Origin of the sequence: Nonomuraea sp. KM90 (assembly GCF_052246675.1) — a bacterium.
Taxonomy (GTDB): domain Bacteria; phylum Actinomycetota; class Actinomycetes; order Streptosporangiales; family Streptosporangiaceae; genus Nonomuraea.
The window spans coordinates 15,239-37,907 of record NZ_JBQQCB010000107.1 but is presented as its reverse complement, the minus strand read 5'-3'; the positions used below and the strand labels follow the sequence as shown (position 1 = coordinate 37,907).

Here is a 22,669-nt window from a genome sequence, read left to right as displayed (position 1 = left end):
TCCACTTGCGCATCGCTGAGCCGGCAGCGCTGCCCACCCGGTCCTTTCGACTCCAGCGCCTCGGCCCCTGCCGTGCGCCAGACCTTGTGCCAGACATAGGCCGACTTGCGGGAGACCCGCAGACGCTCGGCCACCGCAGGCGGCGACATGCCCGCGGCGAACAGCCCGGCGGCCTCCAAGCAGACCCGTTCACGCTTGACTCGCGCCGCCGGGCTCAGACCACCACCATCCGGATAACGCATCCCACCGGCATACTCCCCAGCCCCGCCATGAGCACGCAACCACGCCGTGTTACCTCAGACTTTCAACCTCTGTAGCGCCGCAGGCCAGCAAATCCGTTGGAAATTTCCGGACTACATCCACCCCCTGAGGACGGCGGGTTCGGCGCCCCCGAATCCTGCGCCGTTGCTAGCGAGAAGAGTTGGCGTCTGAACATGTCAATAGTGCAGCGTTCCACGTCGCGTTTCATCGCTGTATCACGTGCCCTGCTTAGTAACTCGCGCAAATCGCGCCCGGCCCCATAGAACACGGTGGCGCCGTCCCGGCTGAGTCGCTCGGCGATGTCCCGCCCGCCGCCGCCGGTGACCGCGGGCAGTTTGTCAGCGGTGCCGTACATCTCTCGGTGCGGCGTGACCAGTTAGGAGAATGGGTGTGGCACCTGATGCAATTCTGAATCGTCCAGGTCGGTGGTCCGCCATCCGGCGCGTCGGAATGCGTTACGGGTTCGGGGCATGTGCAGGGCGCGCTGTCGCGACCAGCCGAAGTCGATGGGCAGTAATCCCGGCACGATCACGCGCACTGTCCGCAGGCCCAACAGCTCCTGTTCCGGTGCCGTCTGGTCGACAACAAGTACGTCTAGACCGGCATCGATCAACAGGTCGCGGCAGTACGACAGGTCCGTCAGCAGGTCGGTGCTCCTGGGTCGAGTACGCTCCCAATCCTGGTACAACTCGGCCAGCGGGGCCAGAGGTCTGTCGGACAACAGGAAGTCGGCATGGTGCGCCATTCTCGGCGACGCGAACAGTGACGGATGGTCGATCAGCGTACGGACCTTGTTGAAGTCCTCGACCATTGCCTGGATCTGATCAGTACGTCCGGCGAACTGCTCAGGCAGGGTCGGCGCGAAAGAGGCGACCTCTGACAGCGCGGATGCCACAGCGTCCTCCGGATCCAGGGACGCGCCGGAGGCGAAGGTCAGCGTACCGGGACCGCCATCTCGACGGACCGCCACCGCGAGCACAGCGGGCACCGAGAGGTCGACTCTCATGTCGAACAGGCGCACGTCGTAGCCGCAGAGTCGCAGGCGGTCGATCGCGAAGCGTGACTTTCTCCGGCACGAGGCCGGATCGATTTCGGGAAGCGCTGCTTTGCCATACCACGCGAGCAGGAAAGAATCGCGCTCGATCAGCTCGAGCATTCCATGCAGAAGCGCCTCCTCGATGCTTACGCCGCTCGCGCAGCCGCTGGAGCACTCCATCACGAAGTTGTGAGTGCTCTCCACCCCGCCGTAGTAAACGGTGCGCTGCGGCACCCGCACGGCTCGCTTGTCACGAAGTGAGTAGCCCCAGACCCATGGAATCGGCTGAGTGGGGTCGAACCTCGAGTAGGCACCCGATTCGTAGACCTTGTCCGCGTAGACTCCACACTGCCGGGGATCGAGCGCCTCTGCGGACCATTCGTTGAAGGAACCGACGGCGACCGTGGTCCAGCGCCGCTGCTCGAGTCCGGCATAACGTTCGAGCGCTTCGAACAGCCCGCTGGTCTCGCTGGTTCCGAATGAATCGGTCTGGCCGCTCCACTGGATCTCCTGCAGGCCGTTACTGCCACGGAACTGGAACATGCCGAAACTCGGCGACGTGGTAGGGGATAGGTCGTCGCGATGCGCGTGGCGGCCGACAACGCCGCAGACCGGATTGGTCAGCGCCGAGACCGGCAGGTCAAAGTCCCGCAGGTGACGCTCCCGATAGCGGTCGGGAGCCGATTTCGGCCGTGAACGCAGATCGAGGAGGGCGCGAGCGGCGGTGTCCGGTTCTCGCAGCAGGCATACGGGGCACGCGGCGTCCATCAGCAACTCGAACCGCGACACCTGCAGGGTCCGCAGATTCAACTCGTAGACAGGGGCGATCCCCGGACGTTGGTTCTCGTCGTCCATGGCTTGTGTCTGCAGAAGGAGCCACAGTTGCCATATCGACTCGAGTGCGAACGGGGTCAAGTACGGCGAGGAAGACGTCGACCATATCTGCCGCCCAGTCTCGATCGCATCACGTTCCGGCGCGGCGCGCAGGCGCTGCCACCGCAGGGCCAGGCATTGCCCGCACGGGGCAGGGCGGCTACGGTCGGCGACCACCGGTCCGAGGATGGCCGTCCCTGCGGTGAGCTGGATCGGAACGAGGCCATGACCCTTTTCCGGTTCTGGCAGGCGTGGGCGGGTGGCGTCGTGCAGGCCGAGTACCGTCACGTCGGGCGGTATCCCCTTTCCCGACCGCGAATCCAGGTAGCGCAGGAGTTTATCCGGCGCTGATTCACCGGCCTCATTGTCATGCTTCGTTGCCAATGTCACGCACTCCGCCTTTCCCGAGAAAAGGAAAAAATCAAGGGCCGGCTACCCGCGGATATCACAGGTAGCCGGAGAGGTGTCATCGAGCCGGGAAAAGGCCGATGACGACGCGCTTATCTCGTTTCACGATCAGCGCTGCCGGAGGTTACTCGTCCAGGAGGCACGAGGTGTTCCCGCTGCTGCAGCTCGTGCTCGTGGTGCTGGTGGACCCGCAGCAGCTGGTGGCAGCGGCGACGGGAGCCAGGTGGATGTCGACGTCGGTGTAGTCCGACACCTCGAAAGTCTCCGCTCCCAGCTGCTCGAGCTCCTGGAACAGGTCCGTGAGCGGCTTGTCGGTGATGGTTTGCATCGCGGCTTCCTTTCAATCGCACGGTTGAGCCGAACAGGCAGAGCATGACAGCGGCTGCTTTCACCTGCCTGTCAGCCGCGGAAGGAGTTGACAGGCAGGTGAAACAGCCGGCGGTCATACTCGTGGTCTGGACGGTCGACGCCCGTCGGGGAGATTGCCCGCAATAGCCGATTCGGCATTTCCAAGTGATTCTGTGCTCAACCTCAAACACCAAGGAAGTGATTCGATAATGACTGCTACCGAGCTTGAGCCAGGTGGGGGGCGGGCGAAGCCTCCGGAATCTGATGATCTTGCTCTTCGCCCCAGGCTGGGCCATGACGTGCTGTTCTACGACGTCGGCGACAAAGTCGTGGTGCGCAACCCTGAGAAGGTGTACGTCGTCAAAGGGCAGTGGGCGTACCGTTTCATCTGCTCGCTGGCGCCGTATTTGACGGGTGAACACACGGTCGGCGATCTGTGCGCGCGGCTTGCGCCGGAACGGCAGGCGATGCTCGTCACCCTCGTGCGTTCGCTGATCGAGCGTGGGTTCGCGCGAAACGTGCACCTGACGGGTGAGGTTGATATGGACCCCGCCGTCGCGGAGGCGTTCGCCGCCCAGCTGAACTATGTGGAACACTTTGTCGACGGGGCCAAGGCGCGTTTTCTGCGCTTCCGCGCGGCCAAGGTGCTGATGCTGGGCACCGGCCGGGTGAATCGGGCGGCGGCCGAGAGCCTGCTACGCAATGGACTTGGTTCACTGAGCCTGGTCGCGTCTTCGCCGAACAGCGCCGCCGCGGACGCCGACAGGGTCATGGCGGGGCTGGCCGAGTGCGTGGCGGAGTTGACCGGGGCCGGATGTCCCCCGCAGGTTCGGTCGCTGGGCCTCACCGTGAACGACGCCCTCGCCTCGCATGCCCTGCTCGGATACGACTTCGTGGTCGCGTCCAGCGACGACATCGGGATGGCCGCGCTGCGGCGGCTGATTGACGTCGGCGTGAACGGCGGCCCAGTGGTGCTGCCCGCCACTTCGATCGGCTCCAGGGTGCTCATCGGCCCGATCACCCGCCCGGCGGCCGCGGGCTGCTGGATGTGCTCCATGCTCCGTTACGGAGCCAACGCCGAGCCACGCGATGCGGCCGCCCTGTGGCACGGCATCGCATGCGGTGATCTCGGTTCGAGCTTTCCACGACTCGGTCCGCAACTCGCCGCGATGGTGGGCAACGCGCTTGCTTTCGACCTGTTCCGGCTGGTCACCGGCTGTTTCACACCGGAGACGGAGCAGGGCGTCCTGATCCAGCACGTCTCGACGCTGGAGGCCCGGCGTGAGCGGCTGTGGCCTCATCCGCTCTGCTCCTCCTGCGCCGAGCATCAGGACTTCGGCGCCGCCGAACCCATCGCGGCGGCCGTCGTCCACGAGAAGGCGCCGCCACCCTTCGCCGCCGATGAGCATGACAAGCAGCGGCTCGGACCGCTGCTGAAAGAGGCCCATGAGATGGTCGACCTCTACACAGGTGTGCTGTCGTCATTTGACGACGTGACGCTGGACCAGTCGCCGCTGAAGGTCAGCAGGGTCCGGCTGGCCGCTCAGGCCGGCCCCGACATGCGTCCTCGGCTGATCACGGCGTTCGATCTGCACTACGTGCCTGTCGCGCGCCGTAGCGCGATACGCGCCGCGCTGCTCGCCTATGTGGGTCAGGTGGCGAACGCCCGGCATGCGGTGACCGGTTCGCCGCAGATGCGGCACGCGGTCGTCCCGACCGACCTGTCCATCTCCGCGGGGATCGCGGTGGACGGACGCGAGACGCTCTCCTGGCTTTCTGCGACGTCCCTGACGGGCGGGGAACAGCGGCTGGTGCCGGCCGCGGCGGTGCACCCGTTGTCGGCGCTCAACGCCGACCTGCTGTTCGAACGGACCGGTGCGGGCAATGGAGCCGGAGCGACCCTCGGTGAGGCCGTCGGTGCGGGTCTGCTGTCGGCTGTCGCGTACGAGGCTCTGACCGCCACCGTCTCAGGACGGGGGATGCCTCGCCCGATCCGCTACGGGACTCCTGGAACCGGTTCCGAACTGGAGTTCTTGCTGAGGACCTTCGACAACCTGAACATCGGGCCCGAGGTGTTCGAGCTCTCCCGCCGGCGCAATGCCGGCGTCGTTCTCGCTCGAACCCATGACTCCGCGAACAGACCGCTGTGGACCGTCCAAGCAGCCTTGTCCCGGGAAGCCGCGCTCATCGGCGCCCTGAGGGATCTCGCCGGACTGGTTCAGATGCACACGTTGGCGAAGGTGGAGCAAGTCGACCTCGGGGAGCCGCTGTTGGCCGGGTTCGACGCCAGGACCGTGTACGCGTCCGGGGATCCGCTGCCGGCCTCGCCGGACGACCCGCCCAGCAATGTTGCCGGCCTCGTCGGTGAACTCGCTGACGAGGGCTATGACGTACTCGTCGTCGACACCACGACCCCCGAGCTCAGGTCGCAGGCGACTGTGGTGACCTGCCGGGTCCTGCTGGCGCGATGCAAGAAGTGAATCAGCGGGTCCCACGGGTACTCGCGGACGGCCGGCGACTGGTCGCCGACTACCTGCGCGACCGGATGGCCCGGAGTGCCGCGCAACTCGACCGTCCCGTGACGCTTCGCGTGGCGCTGCTCGACGTACAGGACACCCTGCACCTCGACGTCTCGGATACGGACACGACAGGACTCATGCCGGTCCATCTGTCCGGCAGTACCGCGCTGATCGGCCCGTTCGACAGCGAACGGCCCTGTTTCCACTGCTTGGCACGACGGTGGCGGCAGCTGCGGAGCGGCATGGAACGCGATGCGCTGGAAGGCGGAGGTCCGGTCATCGCGCACCGTACATCGCCGTTTCTCGCCCGGTTCGCGTTGGAGGCGATCTGGCAGAGCGTCCTGCAGATCGTCACTGTGCCACCGAAGTTAAGGCCTGCCGATCGGCAGGGCCATCCGTTCGTGTACGAACTGCGGCTGAAAGATCTGACGCTGCGACGTCATCCGATCGTCGCGGACGCGCAATGCCCGCGATGCGGCACTCCGGTCGACGACAGCGCGCAAGCCGCTCGCCTGGTTTTGCGCAGCCGGCCCAAACGATCCATCAACGACTTCCGGGTCAACTCGGTCGCCGACGTCGATCTGGAGCCGGAGGCGTACGCGAACCCTGTCTGCGGAATGGCCGGCACCGACGCGACCCCGGGTATGACGAGCCGGACGACGGCGATCGTGCACGGCCGGATCGGCATCCGAGGCGGCGAATACGTCCATGAGACGATCTGGGCGGGCCACTCCGACAGCTACGCCCGCAGCACGAGCCTTGCGATCATGGAAGCCCACGAGCGGATCGCCGGCACTCAGCCTCGACGATTCACCAGGCCGGTGGTCGACACCTACCGCAACCTACGGGGCTCAGCACTGGATCCCGCCGAATGCGGCCTCTACGCCGACGAGTTCTACGTCGGCAGCCGTCATTACGTGCCCTACCACCCCGATCTGGTGATTCCGTGGGTATGGGGCTACTCCCTGCGCGATGAACGTCCCCTTCTGGTCCCCGCGTCGATCACCTATTACCACCTGATCGACCAGGCCGGCAGATTCGTGCAGGAATGCTCGAACGGGTGCGCCTCCGGTGGCTGCCTTGAAGAGGCGATACTCCACGCCATGCTCGAACTCATCGAGCGTGACGCGTTCTTGATCGCCTGGTATACCAAGCTGCGACTGCGGGAGATCGACCCGCACAGCTGTACGACGGTCGGCAGCCGCCTGATGATGGACCGGATCTCGATGTACGGGTACGACATCCGGCTGTTCGACGCCAGAGTCGAATTCCCGATGCCCGTCGTGGTGGTCCTCGCGCAACGCAGAGACGACGGCATGGGCAGGCTGCTCTTCGGGGCCGGGGCCAGTTTCGATCCCGAAGAGGCGATAGCCTCCGGCCTGTACGAGGTCGCCTCCGCGATTCCGGACTTCGCCGATCACACGAAGCTGCGCGCCGAAGAGCTCACGCTGAAGGCGGCCGACTTCGACAAGGTTGTTTCGCTGTCCGACCATGCCTCGCTCTACGGGTTGCCCGAAATGGCCCGGCACGCCGCGCATCTCCTTGGCAACGGCGGCAACGGCCGACCGGCTGATCTGCCCTCGGTGGAGACGGTGTTCCGGGATTGGCACCGCGAGCGGCCACGCAGCCTGGATCTGCTGGACGACCTCAGATTCTGCGTTCAGTCGGTGGTCAAGGCCGGCTTCGACGTCATCGTGGTGGACCAGACGTCTCCGGAGCAGGCGGAAATCCCCCTGCACACGGCGAGTGTGGTGATCCCCGGCCTGGTGCCGATCGACTTCGGATGGAGCCGTCAGCGTGCCTTGCACATGACCCGGACCCGCACTGTCCTGCGCCGGGTCGGCATCCGCGGCAAAGATCTCGAAGCCTCGGAGCTCAACCGGGCTCCGCACCCCTTCCCATGAACCGGCTCGCTGGTACGGCGCGGACTTGAGGAGTCATCTATGGACACAGAGCAGGCCATCGAGACGGCGAGCGACTATATCGCCGCGATCACGCGTCGTAACCGGTCGCCGATGGAGGGCCCGGGGTTCAAACCCGATTGGGCCGACCAGCCACGAAAGCACAATGTCTACCCTGGCGTCAGCCCGGTTCCGCTACCGATGGCGACGGTTGCGCTGGCCTCTCTGGAAGAGAGTCTGGCTGGGCAGGTGCCCGAGCACGGCGGCGCGTTCACCATGCCGATGCTGTATGAGATGCTGCGGGACTCCTACGCGTACGGCGGCCGGCGGCTGGCTGTGACGGCCAACGATGACTCGCGGTCATTGCCGCATTACCCGCTCGCGATCTGGTCTCGCGGCACGGCGTCCGGTGGTGGCCTTTATCCGCTCGAGATCTACTGGGTCTGTGGGCCTGGCGGGCCGATGTTGCCGGGCGTCTACAACTACTCGCCGGCCCACCATGGCGTCCAGAGGCTGCTGATCGGTGGTTTGACGCGTCAGGTGCGCCGGGCGATCGCGCCGGCGCAGGCCGCAGGCGAGCAGTTCCTGCTGGTGACCATCAAGTTCTGGAAGAACGCCTTCAAATACCGGACCTTCAGCTACCACGCGGTCACCATGGACGTGGGCACGGCGCTCGGGACCTGGCAGTTGTGGTCACGGGCGGCCGGAGCGCCGCTGCGCCCGCTGCTCACCTTCGATGAGGAGGCTCTGAACCGGCTGCTGGGCGTGCAAACCCACGAGGAAAGCGTGTTCGCCGTGGTGCCGCTGCCTGGCGGCGGCGCAAGCCTGACCGCAAACGGGCGACACGAGCTTCGCGTCGACGCCGTGCCCAGCGAGAGGTCACGCACCGTCGTCCGGCATCCCATGGTCGAGCGGGTGCATGCCTCGACCATCACCACCCCCTTGCCCGCATCGGCTGAGCGGCTGACCACGGCGGGACCGAGCCACGACGGCGGCAAGGGCGGCGCAATCGAGCTGGCCGATCCGGTCCCGCTCAACGCCACCGTGCGGGAGGCTCTGCGCAGCCGGCGCAGCAGCTTCGGCAGATTCAGCGCGCAACACCGCCTTTCCCAGGCCGAACTGGGTGCGGTGCTGCGTGCCGGCACACTCGGAGCCCGGCTCGTCTCGGACGTCAAGCACCCAGACGGAACGCCGGCGCTGACCAGGCTGGCCGTGCTCGCCAACCATGTCGATGGCGTCCCCCGGGACGCCTATGACTACGACGTCGCCGGCAACACGCTGCTGCCCCTCGGCGTCGGGGTGAGCACGTCGTTCCTGCAACGCAACTACTTCCTGAACAACTACAACATGGAACAGGTCGGCGCCGTCGTCATGGTGCTGGCACGGCCGCACGCGGTGATGGCGGCCACCGGCCAGCGAGGTTATCGCTTCCTCAACGCGGAGGTCGGAGCCGCCGCCCAAGCCATGTACCTGGCCGCGGCCGCGGCGAACATCGGCTGCGGGGCCGCGCTGGGCTTTGACAACGTGTCGTACGCCGAACACCTGAACAGGCAAGCGGACCTGAGCCGCGATGACGAGGACCACGAGTGGCCCTTGCTGATCATGATGCTGGGGCGCGAGCGGCAGAAGGCGCCGGACTTCCACTTCCGGCTCAGTTGATCTCACCGAACCGAGGAGGTGATCCCGGTGCTGAACCCGGGTTCCAGGCGTGGCATGAGTGCTCCTTCCGCGGCGGACGGCGCCCCGGTGGGCCAAGAGGACGACAGGCGATGGATCGTCACCCCGCAGTTCATGCTGCGGGTGGCCGGGATGCCCATCGAAGCCGTGGCCCCTCTGAGCAACCCGAGGGGGACGCGATGGGCCGACGCCCTGCTGACGGCGGAGACCGCCATGGACACGGCGAAGCAGGTGATCGTCGACGCACTGGAGAAGTCCGTCGCGGACAACGATGACGAGCATCAACGCCGCCGGCTCCTCACGCTTCGGCGCGATGTCTTCAACCGCCGGCTTCCCAAAGACGTGGCATCGGCCAGGACCCTCGCCGGACATCTTGACGGCCAGGGCCGCGACGCCTTGCTCACCTGGCTGGATCAGCGCTCCGCCTATGACGAGGAACTCCGGCGGGGCACTGCCATTCTGACCGAGGAAGCCGACCTGGCCCGTGCCCACCTGCGTGAACTCGCCCGCGATCCAAGGCTGCGCCATGGCGTGCTGCTGGCGTCTCCTTCGCTGGACCGCTACCTGCCGGCCTATCTCGACGCCGGTGCCGGCCCGCTGAACAAGCGGGCGCGCCGCATCGAACGGTCGCTGCTGGAGTACGCGTACCGCATGGCCTGCAAAACGAGCCCCTTCAGCACGTTCACCGCGGTCGCGCTCGGGCGGTTCGTGCCCGGCAGCGGGTCCGTTTTCCCCACCATCGACCTCGAGGTCCCCTGGCGCAGCCACGCTCGCCTCAACGTCGCGACGCTGGCGCGTCTGATAGACGTCATCGTCGACCAGCTCGCCCTACGGCCGGAGCTGCCGGTGCGCCTGACCTCGGGCTCACGGGCGGACGCGGAGCGGGTGCGCTACGTGCGGCGGGTTCGGGTCGTCGGCAACGACGACACCCCCACGGGCGCGGACAGCATGCGCGAGAACCTGTTCTACCTCCGCCAGGGCATCCTGCTGGAGGAGGTCATGCGCATCCTCGGTGAGCTGACCGAGGTGTCCTTCGGCCACCTTGCCGAACAGCTGAGCGCAGCCGACCGGCCGAACCGCTCCCTCGAGGACGTGCGCGAATATCTGCGGCGCCTGGTCCAGCTCGGCCTGCTCGTGGCGCCGACCTTGCATCTGGACGTCCACAGCGCGGACCCGGTGGAATCGTTCCGGCACAATCTGCTACGGCTGCAAGCGCCGTGGGCGCAGGCGGTGGCCGACAGCCTCGGAGAAACCTCGGAGCTGGTCAAGCAGTACCCATCAGCCGATCACGAGGCCCGCCGCAAGCTGATCGGCACGATCAGGACGATCCTGGAAGAGACGCAGCGCGAACTCGGCGCGTCCAAGCCCAGCACGCCGAGCAATCTGGTGTACGAGGACCTGAGCGTCGCCGGCGACGGCGCGGTGGCCGACCCGGAGGCGTGGCGGCGGTCGTTGACTCCCTCGTTGTGTCAGGTGGCGCGGTTGTTGCCCCTGTTCGATTCCACGGTGCCGCAACGGCTCAGCCTGCACGGCTTCTTCACCGCACGCTACGGAATCGGTGGACGTTGCGATGACGTGCTGCGTTTCGTACACGAATTTCACCAGGACTACTACGCGCACTACTTGAAGGTCATCTCGCGGCCGAGTTTCGACGAGGAAGGCGCCTACCTCGCCGACCCCAACTGGTTGCGGTTGCCCGAAGTGGAGTCCATGGGAGAGGCGCGCAGAGAACTGATACGCCGGATGAAACTGGCAGCGGCGTCGGACACCGACGTGAGGCTCGACGACGAGTTCGTCGACGAGGTCGCCGGTCTGGTGCCCGGCCATCTGCTCGACCTCGAGCCGAGAAGCTTCTTCGTCCAGCTCGGCGACGATGACGGTGAACCGTTCGCGGTGGTGAACCAGACCTACAGTGGCTTGACTCTGTTGTTCTCCCGCTTCATGCACTGCTTCGACGACACCGAACGCGGTGGGCTGGCCGCCGAGCTCCGTGCCGAACTCGCCAAGCTGCAACCGGCCGACGCGGTGTTCGCGGAGGTCACGGGCGGATACGACACCACGAACCTCAATCTGCACCCGGCGATCACACCGTACGAACTCGCCTGTCCCGGCGACGTGAGTTTCCGGAGCGAGTCAGAACAGATCACAGTGGACGAGCTCAGCGTGCTCCACGATGAGAAGACCGGCCGGCTGAAGCTTTACTCGTGGCGCCTGGGCCGCGAGGTCATCCCGGTCTACCTGGGCTTCATCATTCCGCCGGCGCTGCCCAAGGTGCAGCGGGCGATGCTGCTGTTCTCCCGCAACATATTCGCCACGATCGACATGTGGGGCGGGACACACGTAAAAGAGCAGGTCAAGACGATCAGGCGGCGGCCCAGAGTGCGCGTCGGCAACGTGATCGTGTCAAGGCGCAGGTGGACGGTGCACCCTGACTTCTTTCCCGCACGCGCCGCCGCGAACGGCGACGCGGACTGGTTCCTCGCCTGGCGCAGGTGGCAGCGGGACAACGGCCTGCCGCAGCGGGTTTTCGCCTCACTCGGCGCGACGCCGCTCAATCCCGACACGAGCGGTGCCGTTGCGACGTTCAAACCGCAGTACATCGACTTCGGCAGCGTTCTCTCGCTCCAGTTGCTGGACCGGCTGGCGCATGAAGGCAACCGCCTGGTCACTCTCGAGGAGATGCTGCCGGACGTCGAGCAGATCTGGCTGAAATCGGCCGACGGCCGGTACGTGGCCGAGCAGACCATCGAGATCACCGCCACGACCCGGCCGCTGCGCGGTCATTGAGCAGACAAGGAAGACACGGATGACATCGGAGCCGTCTGGGCAGTGGCAGGCGCTGCACATCTTCTACAGCGCCAACTCCCAACCGCTTTTGACCGACTGCGTCGCACCGCTGGTGCACGACCTTCGCAGCCGCGGATTGCTGGAGAAATACTTCTTCATCAATTACTGGATGGAAGGCCCGCACGTCCGGCTACGACTGAAGCCAGTTACGGAGGCGGCCACTCCCGCGGTCCGCACAGCGGCTGAGGTCACCGTCCAGGAGTTTCTGTCGAGCCGACCGGCGCTTTACGAGTTCGACCAGGAAATGCTGAAGGCGCAGGAAAATCTGTTCATCATGGAATATCCCGACGAGACCGAGCGGCGCCGGATGTACCCGGACGGCCGCATCCCCGTCCAGGACAACAACACGTTTCACTACCGCACCTATGAGCCGGAATACCATCGCTACGGAGGGCCTGCCGGGGTGGCCCTCGCGGAGCGGCACTTCGAGTTCTCGAGCGACCTCGTGATCAAGCTGCTGCAGACGACCAACGTGCATATCCGGCCGGTGCTGCTGGGCCTGGCCGCCCAGCTCATGATGATCAGCGTGTCCGTCTTCCTGCGGGACGCCCGCCGAATGACGCACTTTCTGGAGCGTTACCACGACTACTGGAACTCGTCGTTCGGCCTTGACTACTGGAGCTCGTCGTCCCGCATCGCGGAAGCGAGCGCCGCCAGCTACCGCCTGTGTTACGACACCATGAAGGACGAGTTGGCCACCCGGTTCGTGGACACGCACAGCACCATTCAGCGGGGTGAGCTGGACCGGCTGACCGGCTTCCGGTCATTGTGGGCCCGGCACTGGGAGACCCTGCACGAGCAGGTGCTGGAACACGGGACCGCCGGCAAGCTCACCTTCCTCAGAGCATTCAGCTCCAAAACGCCCAAGGTGATCTCCGACCGCGAGGTGCTCCTGCCACACCTGCTCGCGTCGTACGTCCACATGACGAACAACCGGCTCGGGCTGACGATAGCCGACGAGGCCTATCTGGCCTACATCCTGGCGCGCACCCTTCAGGACAATGCCGCGTCCTGACGCACGGCGGCTTGCCGACCATGTCCCCGCGAATGAGATGAGCACATGACGATGCCTACACCCAACCCGCTGGATCTTCCCGCACAGCTGGAGCCCGCCATCAGGGCCGCCGCCGACGAGATGGAGGCCGAGCGGGATCTCCCTGAGAAGCTGCTGCGGGAGTTGCGCGACAGCCGCGCCTTCCATCTGCTCACCCCCAGGGAGTTCGACGGCTTCGAAGCCCCGCTGGAGACCGTGTTGAAGGTGTACGAGAGCTTCGGCCGGCTGGACGCCTCGGTGGGCTGGATCGTGTGGAACGCCAATTGGGGGTTCATCGGCGCGCTGCTCGACGTGCCGGGTAACGCCCGGATCTGGGGATCGGACCACAAGCCGGTCTTCGCGAGCTCGAGCATGCCCGGAACCGCCGTACCGTGCGAAGGGGGTTACCGGCTGTCCGGTTACTGGAAGCTCGTCAGCGGCAGCAACCGCGCTGACTGGCTCGTCCTGGCCGGCCTCATCAGGGAGGGCACAAGCCTGCGCCTGACCGAGGCGGGCATGCCCGACGTGCGGTTCTTCGTCCTGCGCAGGGACCAGGTGTCTGTCAAGAACACCTGGCATGTCAGCGGCCTGCTCGGCTCGGGGAGCAATGACGTCGTGGTTCAGGACGCCATGGTGCCCGACGAGCTGGTCGCGCGCGTCGACCTGCCGGCCCGCATCCAGCGGCCGCGCTATCAGGGCTACATTCCCGCGCTCGTCCTACCCGGCTGCTCTGCCGTCCTCCTCGGGGTCGCCCAGGCCGCCATCGAGGAGACGGTGGACCTAGCGATTTCCAAGAGAACGGTCACCGGCGGCACGCTGGCCGAGTCGGCACACACTCAGGCGGTCATCGCACGGTCCGAAGCTGCGCTGCAGGCCGCCCGGCTACTGCTGCTGTCCACGGCGCGAGACCTTGACCTCGCCGGAGAGAGCGCCGAGCCTGTCACTCTCCAACGACGAGCCGCGCTGCGCGCCGCGATGAGCCACGCCGCGCTGGTCAGCCGCGAAGTGCTGGTGGCCATGTACGAGCTCGGCAGCTCCGCCGCGATCTACCGGGGCAACGCCGTGGAGCGGCTTTTCCGCGACGGGATGGTGGCGCTCCAGCATCACAACCACTCCGCAGGTCTTTTCGAATCCGCCGGACGTGTCCGCTTCGGCCTCGCCCCCGCCGTGCCTGTCTTCTGACATCCCGCCGCGAGGAGACGGCCCTGGCACGGCCCCGATCGATGGATCAGCAGGCCGAATACATCTGCTGATCCGTCGATCATGCCCTGGTCGGCGCGCCTGGTGTCGGCGATTGCTGCTTGGCCGCACAATGCGACGTTTCCGCGCCTGGATCTTCCTCCTGCCAAAGATCAGCGCCACTCGCAGGCGTCAAGGGCCCACTGGACCTCGGTGGCGGTCAGGGTTCACGGCAGTTTCCTGAGCGCTTTCAAGGAGATCGCCCGTTTGAGCTGTGGGTGCCCTTGCTGACAGGATTCTGACAACCTCGTTTGAGTTCGTTCATCACCGCTGCGATGTTCTGCCGTGCCCTCGTCCTGGCCACCATGTCGCCCAGTCGTTCGGCTGCTTTCAGAGCGAGGTGCTGGATGTCGGCTTTCGCCTGCCAGTCGCGCTGGTGATCGCACCAGGGCGTCAGAACCGCCACGAACTGGATGACCTGGGAGGGGAAGTCGTCCGTCAGCGCTTGGCGCAGAACGGTGAACAGGACCGCGTGCTCGGCTTGGAACCAATTCAGCGCATGCTGGCGGCGTGCGAGGTGCTCCGGCCGTACGCCTGGCACCGGGGGGTCGGGAACGACCACAAGCGCCGCCGGCGCCAGGAGCCGTGCGGCTCGGTGCGCAGTGTGCAGGTAGTGCTCGACCACCCGTCGCGCCGCGTGCCGATGGATCTGGGGGTCGACGACACGGGCCAGATCGTGCGCGTACGCGCGAAGCAGGCTGTGCAGCATGAACCTGTCAGGAACGGCCTCGGTCACCAGGTGCGCTTCCAGGAGTACGTCCAGAAGCCGGTCGGCCTCCACCTGGTGGACGGCCGCCAGACTGGCCACGGCCGGTCGGGTGATGTCCGGGCCTGGATGGATCGCCAGCAACGAGAACAGCCGGGCTGCACTGGGGGGTAGGCGGTCATAGGAACGCGAGAACACGGTGCGCATGTCGGTGCGGGCGTCCCGGGTGGCCAGCGCGCTGATGTCGGTACGAACACGGCGCAGATCGGCCACGAGCGCAGCGAGCGGGGCGGACGGCGTCGCGGTGGCACGGCCCGCTGCAATGGCCAAGGGGAGGGGAAGCCGCGCGCACAAATCGATGATCTCATCGGTGGCGCGCGTGTCTGCTTCGAGGCGCTCGCGGCCCAACCGGCGGGTCAGTAGCCGTCGCGAGTCGCCATAGCTGAGAACGTCCAGCGTGAGCAGCTCAGCCGCATGCCGGCTGACCAGGCTGTTCAGCCCCATCCGGCTGGTGATCACGATCATGCATCCGGTGTCGCCGGGCAGCAGCCACCGTATCTGCTCGACATCGCAGGCGTTGTCGAGGACCACGAGCGCACGCCGGCCTGCCAGCAGCGTCCGATACAGCGCGGCCATGGCCGGCAGGTCCGCCGGAATGTGGTGTTTGGACACGCCTAATGTCTGCAAAAGACCGAACAGGGCCTCGCGCGGATTCAACTCGCTCTCACACGGCCCGAATCCCTGGAGATCGACGTAGAGCTGACCGCCCGGGAAGCGCTCGGCGACCCGGTGCGCCCAGTGCACGGCCAAGCAGGTCTTGCCGACGCCAGCGGTGCCGGTGATGACGCAGACCCTGCTGCTCCCGCTGAGTGCCCGATCCAGCCGCTTCAGCTCCTCGTCGCGGCCGGTGAATCCGGCCACGTCCGGCGGGAGCTGGCGTGGCGTGATCGGCACCATCCACCCCGCCCGATCTTGCAGGAGGTTGGCGTGAATACGCTGCAGCTCAGCGGAGGGGGCGGTGCCCAATTCCTCGCTCAGCCTCCGTCTGAGTCGCTCGTACGCCGACAGCGCTTCAGCCCGTCTGCCGCAGCCGTCCAGCGTCAGGAGCAGGCGTCCCCACAACGGCTCGTGCAATTGATGGCGGGCTACCAGCTTGCGCACCTCGGGCACCAGCTCGCGATGGCGTCCCGCGGCCAAGCCCAAGTCGATCCACCGCTCCGCGGCCGATAGATGAAGCTCCACCAGGTGCGCTGCCTCGGCCCCATGCAGCACTGGGGAATCGATCCCCTCGAACGGCTGGCCCCGCCACAAGGCCAGCGCTTGCTCCAGACTCGCCAACTCGGCTTCGGTGCCCCGTATCAGCGTCGCCTCGGCAACCAGCTGACGAAAGAGCAGCGCGTCGACCTGATCGTGAGCCACCTGCATTTGATAACCCGGCGACATGGTGTGGATCACCTCGGCGCCGAGCGCGTGACGCAGCCGGGCTATATAGGTATGGACGCTGCTTCGGACGTTGCCCGGCAAACCTTCCGCCCATAAGGCCGAGGCCAGCCGGTCCACGGACACGGTCTCGCCGGCCGACAGTGCCAGGACGGCCAGCAGTGTTCGGAGCCGACTCGACCCCAGCTCGACCTGGGCCATCCCCATTCGCACGTCGAAGGGGCCCAATACAGCTACACGAAGACCACTGTCGGCGCTCGTGGTCATATGGACCGACCTTTCGGAATTCGGGCGCGCTCGGCCATGTTGCCCTGTTGACAGTAAGTGAGTCGCCTCGGTTGTTGCATGTTCTCCAGTTTCTCCACGTCAAGGGCATACAGATCACGGCTTTTACTGGCCATTTGGCGGCCCATTCTGCGCCAGGCAGGAACTTCGGCGCCTATTGCCTCTGCTTCGCGCTCGTGATCAGCGAAGCGATCCGCCTGGGATTGTGGCGGCGAGCGAAAAGGGATTGGTGGTGAGATTGGTGTCCTCCATGCCTGAGCCGCGTGAAGGACGCCCTCTTACACCGGGAGAAAGCCGCGCATGAACTCGACCTGCGGCGGGTCGGCCTGCACCCGGCCGACGACCCGGCCTCGGCACCCGCCATCGACAAGATCCCCTCACGGCACCTACCTCGTCGAGCTATTTACACCGCTCCGAAGACGCCACCGCGACGCCGGGAGGGGCCTCCTGCCGGCGTCCATCCGCCAAGGCGATCAGCCAACGGACTCCGCAGAAGCCGGTACTGTCCGGCGCACCCGCGCGCCCACCGCGAACAGCAGGGCCGCGGCGATTGCGGGGAGCGCGGATAGCGCGCTGTAGGAGTACCTGCACTCACCTGAGAAGCCAACTCTGTCAAGGAGCGCGGAGGAGGCGAAGTACGGGGCAAGCGGTCCCGCGACCGCACTGGTGAGGCAGATCCACCCGAGCCAGGCGAGTCGTGCCCGATAGCGCCGTGCAGCTGGGGAGTCACGAGGCAGCGACCGGGATAGCCGGTAGAGCAGGATTCCTGCCCAGAAGACGCATAACGCGATCAGGAGGTTCTCTCCGTGGGCCATAACGTGCTCAGTGACGGAGGAGCCAGCTACGAGCAGTGTGTCTCGCGGGATGTACCTTGCTCCTGTCGACAGATCCGTGACCCCCGACACCCGCAGGTCGAGAGTGTGGGGAACGGGCAAGCACCGTACGCTTACCACACCTCGAAGGACGCCGCTGATCACCAGCGCCAGTCCCCAGATCCCAGCGACAACTCCCGACACCAACGCCAGACTGCCAGCCACCCTGACGAGCAGGAATGAAGACCGCCGAGAAAAAGCCACGATCACCTTTGTAGTGTTTCCCCCAAGTCCTTTCGAACGTTTGCTGATATTTGGCCGGATAGTGGTCGTGGTCGGCACCTTCTCGATGGTACGGTTCGCCCGGCCGAGGCCAGCGCCTTTTGACACGCCAGCCGCCCAGCGGGAACCGTCTATCAGGAGCTTGTCTACGACAGGTCAGGCTGGACGGACCAGCCCCCGTCTCCCCGAGCAATGCCGCGGTCGCCCAGCCGTTGTGGGGACGGGCTGTGGCGAGTGACCGCGTCACCGGCAAGCCCGTCCTCGGTGAGTCCGCCGCGAGCCTGCCCTCCTCCGCGATCTTGGCGACGAGTGCGCCGGGTTGCGGATGCTCGGCTGGCGGATGAGGACACGTGGCGCATTTCGAACGGATCACGTACCGCGATGGCATCGCCCGCCAGGTCACTGCATGAGGCGAAGGAGGACCTGCGTGCCGCGCCCGGTCTGGTACCAGACCATGCCGCCCCGCACCCGCAGGGTTGAGGGGGCCTTGAGGCCGCGGCGCGCCAGGGTGTGGTGGAGCAGCAGGCCGGTGCGTCCTGTGCCAAGGTCGTGAACGGCGGAGGCCGACTGACCTGCGTGGTCGCGCTGGCGGATCACGACGTAGCGCCCCGCGTAGAGGTCGCTACGGCTATGCCCATACCCAGGAAGGACGCGAAAACCCGAACCGTCGCGCCGCCACGCCTCCATGCCCTTGAGGCACCACGTAACCCCGCACTCATCCCACGACCAGCGGCCCGCGGGGGCGGTGGCGTCCCTGATCTCGCCGGTGAGCACGTTCTTCAAGCGCTCCATCGGGCGAGGGAGGGGAGGACCCACCAAGCCGTCATCGCGCGGCAGGCCTGCCCAGGGCCACTCGACCAGGTGCAAGCCCCTCGTGCCAGCCATCAGGGCCGGCTTGCCGCCCTTCAGCGGGAGCCGGTAGACGCCACCTATCATCGGCGACCACACCACGGCGTCATCCGCTATGGCCAGGTTGTCCGCTCCGATGACTCTACCTTTGCTGGTGATCAGGCCAGTGACCGACGCGAGGCGGCGCGGAACCCCGCCGGTGACCGGTACAACCCAGATCTCCATCTTTTGGCCGCGGAAAGCGGGCCACGCGAGGTAACCGCTGCCGAAGACTACGGGCTCGATCGCGCGCACGTTCCCCAAGGGCGCGATCTCGGTGAACGTGCGCTTGTCCACGTCGTATGACCAGACGCTGTTCGGCCGCGTCTCGGTGATCCCTCGTCCCACCACCACTCGGTCCGAGACGAACACGTCGGGATGGAACGCCCGGCTCCCCGGCGCTGTGGTCGGGATCTCGTGCACCGCGTCCGGCCACACCTGCTCGACCGGCGGCGCGAAAGGGCCTACCGACGGCGTGGGACGCGTGGCCGGAGGTGGCGGGGCGACCGTGCGCGTTGCCACGAAGGTGAGCGCCACCACCAGCACAATGGCGGCCGCCATCGCCGAGGGCACCCACCAACGGCCGGCGGGCGAGCACGGGCGCGACACGGGCAGAGCACGCGGCCGCCCGTCGTCCTGCACAGTCTCGGCCCTGGCGACCAGCGCGTCCCTGAGCCGGTCCTCAATACCGGTCATGCCTCGCCTCCCAGCTCACGTTGAAGTCGATCCAGGGCCCTGGAGGCGGTGGACCGTACGGTACTCTCCTTGACACGCGTCGCCTGCGCGATGTCAGCGTCGGACAGGTCGAGGTAATAGCGCAGGACGAGAACCTCGCGCTGGCGCCGGGGCAACCGGCTCAGCGCGGCTAGCATCTCCTGACGCGACTCCCCGAGCAGTGCGACGGTCTCCGGAGAGTCCACCAGCTCATTCGCCCGTCCCTGGGCTGCCGCCCTGGCGGCCACGCCACGCCGGCGCAAGACCGAGCGGGAGGCGTTCAGGACAGAGACGCGCAGGTAAGCCAGCCTCAGCACACGAGGGTGTCTGCCATGCAGTCTGGAGAAAACGTCCTGGACGACGTCCTCGGCCGCTTCCCGGTCGCCGACGAGCAGCACGGCGAGGCGCACCAGGGCAAGCCAGTGCTGGCGATACAGATCCGCCAGCACCGTCTCGGCGTCCGGCAAACGCGGGCGCGCGGGCGGCTGTGTCACTGTTCATGACCAAGGAACGCGTGCCCGTCCCGATTCGCTGCATCCCGTGCGCAGCCACATCCGGCGACCAAGGCAAGTCGGCAGATCATCTGCTACATCGAAGGGTTCTACAACCGTCGGCGCCTGCACTCGGCGCTCGGCCACCGGCCACCCCTGGAAGTACTCAACGAGTCCCTTTCAATCCCAACAGCCGCATAGGCTACGCCCAAAAGACGGCAGTCCGGAATCTCCGTGGCTTCTCACGTCATCATCGACACCGGAAACGGATTCCGGAACGAGCACCTGCTGCCCGCGGACGTGATCCTGGCTCTCATTCCGTATCGGCACGACATGTGGACGGAAACCATCGTGACGGACCGGCGCAGCGAGTGGGTGCAGGTGCAATGGCTGGCCTGGCTGGACCGCGAGTACACCAAGTATGTCCATGATCAGAAGCCGTCCAACGCGATAGCGAAAATGGTTTCGTTCCTGGACGTCCAGTTCGCCTGGCATGTGTCGCACCGCCTCAGCGGCGACGATGAGATCTACGACGCCAGCGACTCTGACGCCGTCGACGGCTGGTGGACCGACTACGACGACGAAGAGGAGTTCCTGTCGTTTCTCACGCCGGAAGGGCTGCACCGGCATCCCGCCACGTGGGAACAAGCGTGCGCCGAATGGAGAAGCCGCAGCCGTGCCCGTACGGTCCGCGACGTCCTGCGCGGCTCCTTGGACGGCGAGCCCGCAACCTATGGCGACTTCCTGCAAGCCATCGCTGATGAGGCGAGCAGCCAGTGGGGGAGTCCTGTGGGAGCAGCAGGCGCCCATCTGGGAAGCGGCACGCGAAGCCGGTGACAACCTCGTCAGCGAATGGGACCACCTCGCACTACATGGTGACCGATTCGATTTCGGGCTGGCGCATGCTGTTTGACCTTGTCGGCGGTCTTGCCGCAGGAGTCCTGGGCGGGTGCCGAGGTTACGCTCTCCCCGGGTGGTGGGCTCGGTGAGCATGGGCCGGCTCCCGCCTGGCTGCAGCCGGACGAGACGACGAGCCCGATGGCCAGCAGGGCGATCCTGGAGGTCATTGCCATCAGGCGCTCACCGAGAGGATCCAGCCCTGCTTGCAGCTTGTCGCAGCCTTCGACGATGAACCGGTACCCGCTGGTGCCTCGGCCGACGTCTGGCTGGGTTCCCGCTCTGTCCGCGGCGCTGGTCCAGCGGACGAGGAAGCGGTCGTAGGAGCGGGAAGCGATGAGGTAGGGGTTTCCCCAAGGGAAGCCTCTACCTCGTTCAGGAGGCCAGACAGCAGAGGCCACTGGCGGACCAGCGAACGACGTGCCAAGCGGCCTTATTCTCGCCGCCGAACTTGCTGTGCCCCCAGGCCATGGCGATGCTGGGGCCGCGGTGACAAGCTCAGGAACGATCTGTGGTGGGAACGTCGTGTGGCGGGGCCGACCCCGGTCGGTGAGCTGGATGTGCGCCACTCGGCCAAGGAGGACCTCGCTAGCCGCAGTGCAGTTTGGTGATCGACAGCCTTGGCGCTCCATGCTGAGTAGATCCTCCTGCACCCGAACCGGCAGATCCCCCTCGGCAATCTTGAGCCGCCAAGTCGGACGTAGTCATCCTGATTTTGCGCGCTCGCTGAACCTATCCGCGCTGCGTGGGCCCGGCGCGGTCGGGGACTCTATCGCGGCGAGCGCCCCCTCCACATGCTTGTGGACTGTCATCGCCTGGAGGCGGCGATGATTTCCAGGATGCGGCCACTCTGGGCTGGAGTCCGGTCGGGTGCAGCGCGGCGCCGTGGGCACGGCTCACAGTGGCGGCGATGAGCAGGACGTTCAGCCCGGAGCTGTCCGGGGGGAGAGCCCAGTCGCTCTGCACCGCGCTCGACGTGGAATGCGGGGGGAGGAGGTGCCGTCTGATTGATCGCCACGGGTGAGGGGGACTAATTGGCTCCCAGGAGAAGCCGGTCTCGTGGTCGGGCAGCGCTCCAGGGCCTGTGCCCTGGCCAGCGTTGGCGGGCCGTCCTCGGGCTCGCCCAGGTCACCGTGACCCGCTCGCGCAGGCGGCGCACGTGCCGTACACCTCTTCGGCCCTGAATCCTGCCATGACGTCCTCCTCCACCCGTTCGATCACCAGCCCGCAGCTCCGGCAGATCAGGTGATGGTGCTTGGCCGGGCCGCACAGCCGGTAGGCGACCTCCCCCATCTGGGTAAAGGTGTGCACGAGCCCCGCCGCCGCCAGCGAGGTGAGCGTCCGGTAGACGGTGGTAAGCCCGATCTGCTCGCCCTGCTCGTGCAGCTCGGCGTGGATCTCCTGGGCCGAGGCCGGCAGCCGGTGGCGGCCCAGGACGTCGAGCACCAGGAGCCGCTGGCTGGTCGTCCGGATGCCCACCTCCTCCAGCATCCGACCCCATCGCACGACGTCGGCCATCCCGCTCCACACCCTGCCTTAGTCAGCGGCGCCCAGCGTGACCGCGCGAGCCGTCGTCGAACCCGACCCGGACACGCAACGGACTCGTATCGCCTTCGACGACCCGCACGCCCTCGGGCAGCCCGCCGCACCAATGCGTGACACTTTCTGCAGCCTCCGCCGCGTCGAGACCCGCGATGCCGGCCGGGCGGCGGGCGTGCGGCGCGGCCGGCCCGTGCGGTCGTTCCTCATGGGGCACGGGCCAAGGGACCCTGTCGAGCGCCCTTGGCCGGGCTTCGCCAATCGGCGGCAGGGCGGGATCCACCTCGCCGCCGTTGGGATAGTGGATCTCCAGGGACGACTGGCCCAGCGGCCCGACCAGATTCGACAGTCCGAAGCCGTGCGGCACGCGCCCCCGCGCGATTCCGAGGCCGTGCTCCGGCAGTGTCTGCTCTGCCTGCTCCGGTGTCCGAGCGGCGAGCACCACATGATCGATTTTCACGCTCCACCCCCAA

General features: G+C 66.5%; 15 protein-coding genes. 7 read left to right on the top strand and 8 right to left on the bottom strand.

Annotation, left to right across the window (positions count from 1 at the left end; genetic code table 11):
- The 3 genes from ACTWPW_RS50025 to ACTWPW_RS50015 form a co-directional block, all read right to left on the bottom strand.
- Nucleotides 1-242: helix-turn-helix domain-containing protein (locus tag ACTWPW_RS50025; RefSeq protein ID WP_443173007.1), on the bottom strand; the 242-nt coding region annotated here is incomplete at its 3' end.
- A gap of 395 nt (nt 243-637) precedes the next feature.
- Nucleotides 638-2,560 (bottom strand): TOMM precursor leader peptide-binding protein, encoded by a 1,923-nt coding sequence (locus ACTWPW_RS50020; RefSeq protein ID WP_443173006.1) that lies wholly within the window; start codon nt 2,558-2,560, stop codon nt 638-640.
- A 142-nt stretch (nt 2,561-2,702) separates the two neighbouring features.
- The gene (locus tag ACTWPW_RS50015) at nt 2,703-2,906 is read right to left on the bottom strand and encodes a thiazolylpeptide-type bacteriocin (RefSeq protein WP_443173005.1); all 204 of its coding nucleotides are present in this window, start codon (nt 2,904-2,906) and stop codon (nt 2,703-2,705) included.
- 319 nt (nt 2,907-3,225) lie between these two features.
- On the opposite strand from ACTWPW_RS50015, the gene ACTWPW_RS50010 reads away from it, so the two are divergent.
- The 6 genes from ACTWPW_RS50010 to ACTWPW_RS49985 are packed head-to-tail and all read left to right on the top strand — an operon-like array spanning nt 3,226 to nt 14,085.
- Entirely contained in the window at nt 3,226-5,406 is a 2,181-nt protein-coding gene (locus ACTWPW_RS50010; protein WP_443173004.1) for a TOMM precursor leader peptide-binding protein, read from the top strand.
- The gene (locus tag ACTWPW_RS50005; protein WP_443173003.1) at nt 5,394-7,349 is read left to right on the top strand and encodes a TOMM precursor leader peptide-binding protein; all 1,956 of its coding nucleotides are present in this window, start codon (nt 5,394-5,396) and stop codon (nt 7,347-7,349) included. The genes ACTWPW_RS50010 and ACTWPW_RS50005 overlap by 13 nt, the downstream gene beginning before the upstream one ends.
- A 39-nt stretch (nt 7,350-7,388) precedes the next feature.
- Nucleotides 7,389-9,005, top strand: coding sequence for a nitroreductase family protein (locus ACTWPW_RS50000; protein ID WP_443173002.1), 1,617 nt, complete (start codon nt 7,389-7,391; stop codon nt 9,003-9,005).
- Between the two features lie 18 nt (nt 9,006-9,023).
- Nucleotides 9,024-11,810, top strand: coding sequence for a lantibiotic dehydratase (locus ACTWPW_RS49995; RefSeq protein WP_443173001.1), 2,787 nt, complete (start codon nt 9,024-9,026; stop codon nt 11,808-11,810).
- A 19-nt stretch (nt 11,811-11,829) separates the two neighbouring features.
- Entirely contained in the window at nt 11,830-12,885 is a 1,056-nt protein-coding gene (locus ACTWPW_RS49990) for a thiopeptide-type bacteriocin biosynthesis protein (protein ID WP_443173000.1), read from the top strand.
- Between the two features lie 45 nt (nt 12,886-12,930).
- Nucleotides 12,931-14,085: an acyl-CoA dehydrogenase family protein gene (locus tag ACTWPW_RS49985; protein WP_443172999.1), complete on the top strand. Its 1,155-nt coding sequence runs from the start codon at nt 12,931-12,933 to the stop codon at nt 14,083-14,085.
- Nucleotides 14,086-14,332: 247 nt separating this feature from the next.
- Here ACTWPW_RS49985 and ACTWPW_RS49980 read toward each other — a convergent pair whose 3' ends face one another.
- From ACTWPW_RS49980 to ACTWPW_RS49970, 3 genes are all read right to left on the bottom strand, one after another.
- Nucleotides 14,333-16,555 (bottom strand): BTAD domain-containing putative transcriptional regulator, encoded by a 2,223-nt coding sequence (locus ACTWPW_RS49980; RefSeq protein ID WP_443172998.1) that lies wholly within the window; start codon nt 16,553-16,555, stop codon nt 14,333-14,335.
- 1,511 nt (nt 16,556-18,066) lie between these two features.
- The gene (locus ACTWPW_RS49975) at nt 18,067-19,251 is read right to left on the bottom strand and encodes a hypothetical protein (RefSeq protein WP_443172997.1); all 1,185 of its coding nucleotides are present in this window, start codon (nt 19,249-19,251) and stop codon (nt 18,067-18,069) included.
- Nucleotides 19,248-19,763 (bottom strand): RNA polymerase sigma factor, encoded by a 516-nt coding sequence (locus ACTWPW_RS49970; RefSeq protein ID WP_443172996.1) that lies wholly within the window; start codon nt 19,761-19,763, stop codon nt 19,248-19,250. Before ACTWPW_RS49970 ends, ACTWPW_RS49975 begins: the two co-directional genes overlap by 4 nt.
- Before the next feature lie 231 nt (nt 19,764-19,994).
- Between ACTWPW_RS49970 and ACTWPW_RS49965 the strand changes: the two genes are divergently transcribed.
- Nucleotides 19,995-20,597, top strand: a complete 603-nt coding sequence (locus ACTWPW_RS49965) for a hypothetical protein (RefSeq protein WP_443172995.1) — start codon at nt 19,995-19,997, stop codon at nt 20,595-20,597.
- A 1,188-nt stretch (nt 20,598-21,785) separates the two neighbouring features.
- Here ACTWPW_RS49965 and ACTWPW_RS49960 read toward each other — a convergent pair.
- Nucleotides 21,786-22,175, bottom strand: a complete 390-nt coding sequence (locus ACTWPW_RS49960) for a Fur family transcriptional regulator (RefSeq protein WP_443172994.1) — start codon at nt 22,173-22,175, stop codon at nt 21,786-21,788.
- Between the two features lie 22 nt (nt 22,176-22,197).
- Nucleotides 22,198-22,656: a hypothetical protein gene (locus ACTWPW_RS49955; RefSeq protein WP_443172993.1), complete on the bottom strand. Its 459-nt coding sequence runs from the start codon at nt 22,654-22,656 to the stop codon at nt 22,198-22,200.
- Nucleotides 22,657-22,669: the final 13 nt, after the last annotated feature.

Bases quoted from the DNA above. Each gene is read 5' to 3' on its own strand.
- ACTWPW_RS49980 (WP_443172998.1), bottom strand. From the start codon at position 16,555: ATGACCACGAGCGCCGACAGTGGTCTTCGTGTAGCTGTATTGGGCCCC.
- ACTWPW_RS50015 (WP_443173005.1), bottom strand. From the start codon at position 2,906: ATGCAAACCATCACCGACAAGCCGCTCACGGACCTGTTCCAGGAGCTC.
- ACTWPW_RS50005 (WP_443173003.1), top strand. From the start codon at position 5,394: ATGCAAGAAGTGAATCAGCGGGTCCCACGGGTACTCGCGGACGGCCGG.
- ACTWPW_RS49990 (WP_443173000.1), top strand. From the start codon at position 11,830: ATGACATCGGAGCCGTCTGGGCAGTGGCAGGCGCTGCACATCTTCTAC.
- ACTWPW_RS49960 (WP_443172994.1), bottom strand. From the start codon at position 22,175: ATGGCCGACGTCGTGCGATGGGGTCGGATGCTGGAGGAGGTGGGCATC.
- ACTWPW_RS49975 (WP_443172997.1), bottom strand. From the start codon at position 19,251: ATGACCGGTATTGAGGACCGGCTCAGGGACGCGCTGGTCGCCAGGGCC.
- ACTWPW_RS50000 (WP_443173002.1), top strand. From the start codon at position 7,389: ATGGACACAGAGCAGGCCATCGAGACGGCGAGCGACTATATCGCCGCG.
- ACTWPW_RS49985 (WP_443172999.1), top strand. From the start codon at position 12,931: ATGACGATGCCTACACCCAACCCGCTGGATCTTCCCGCACAGCTGGAG.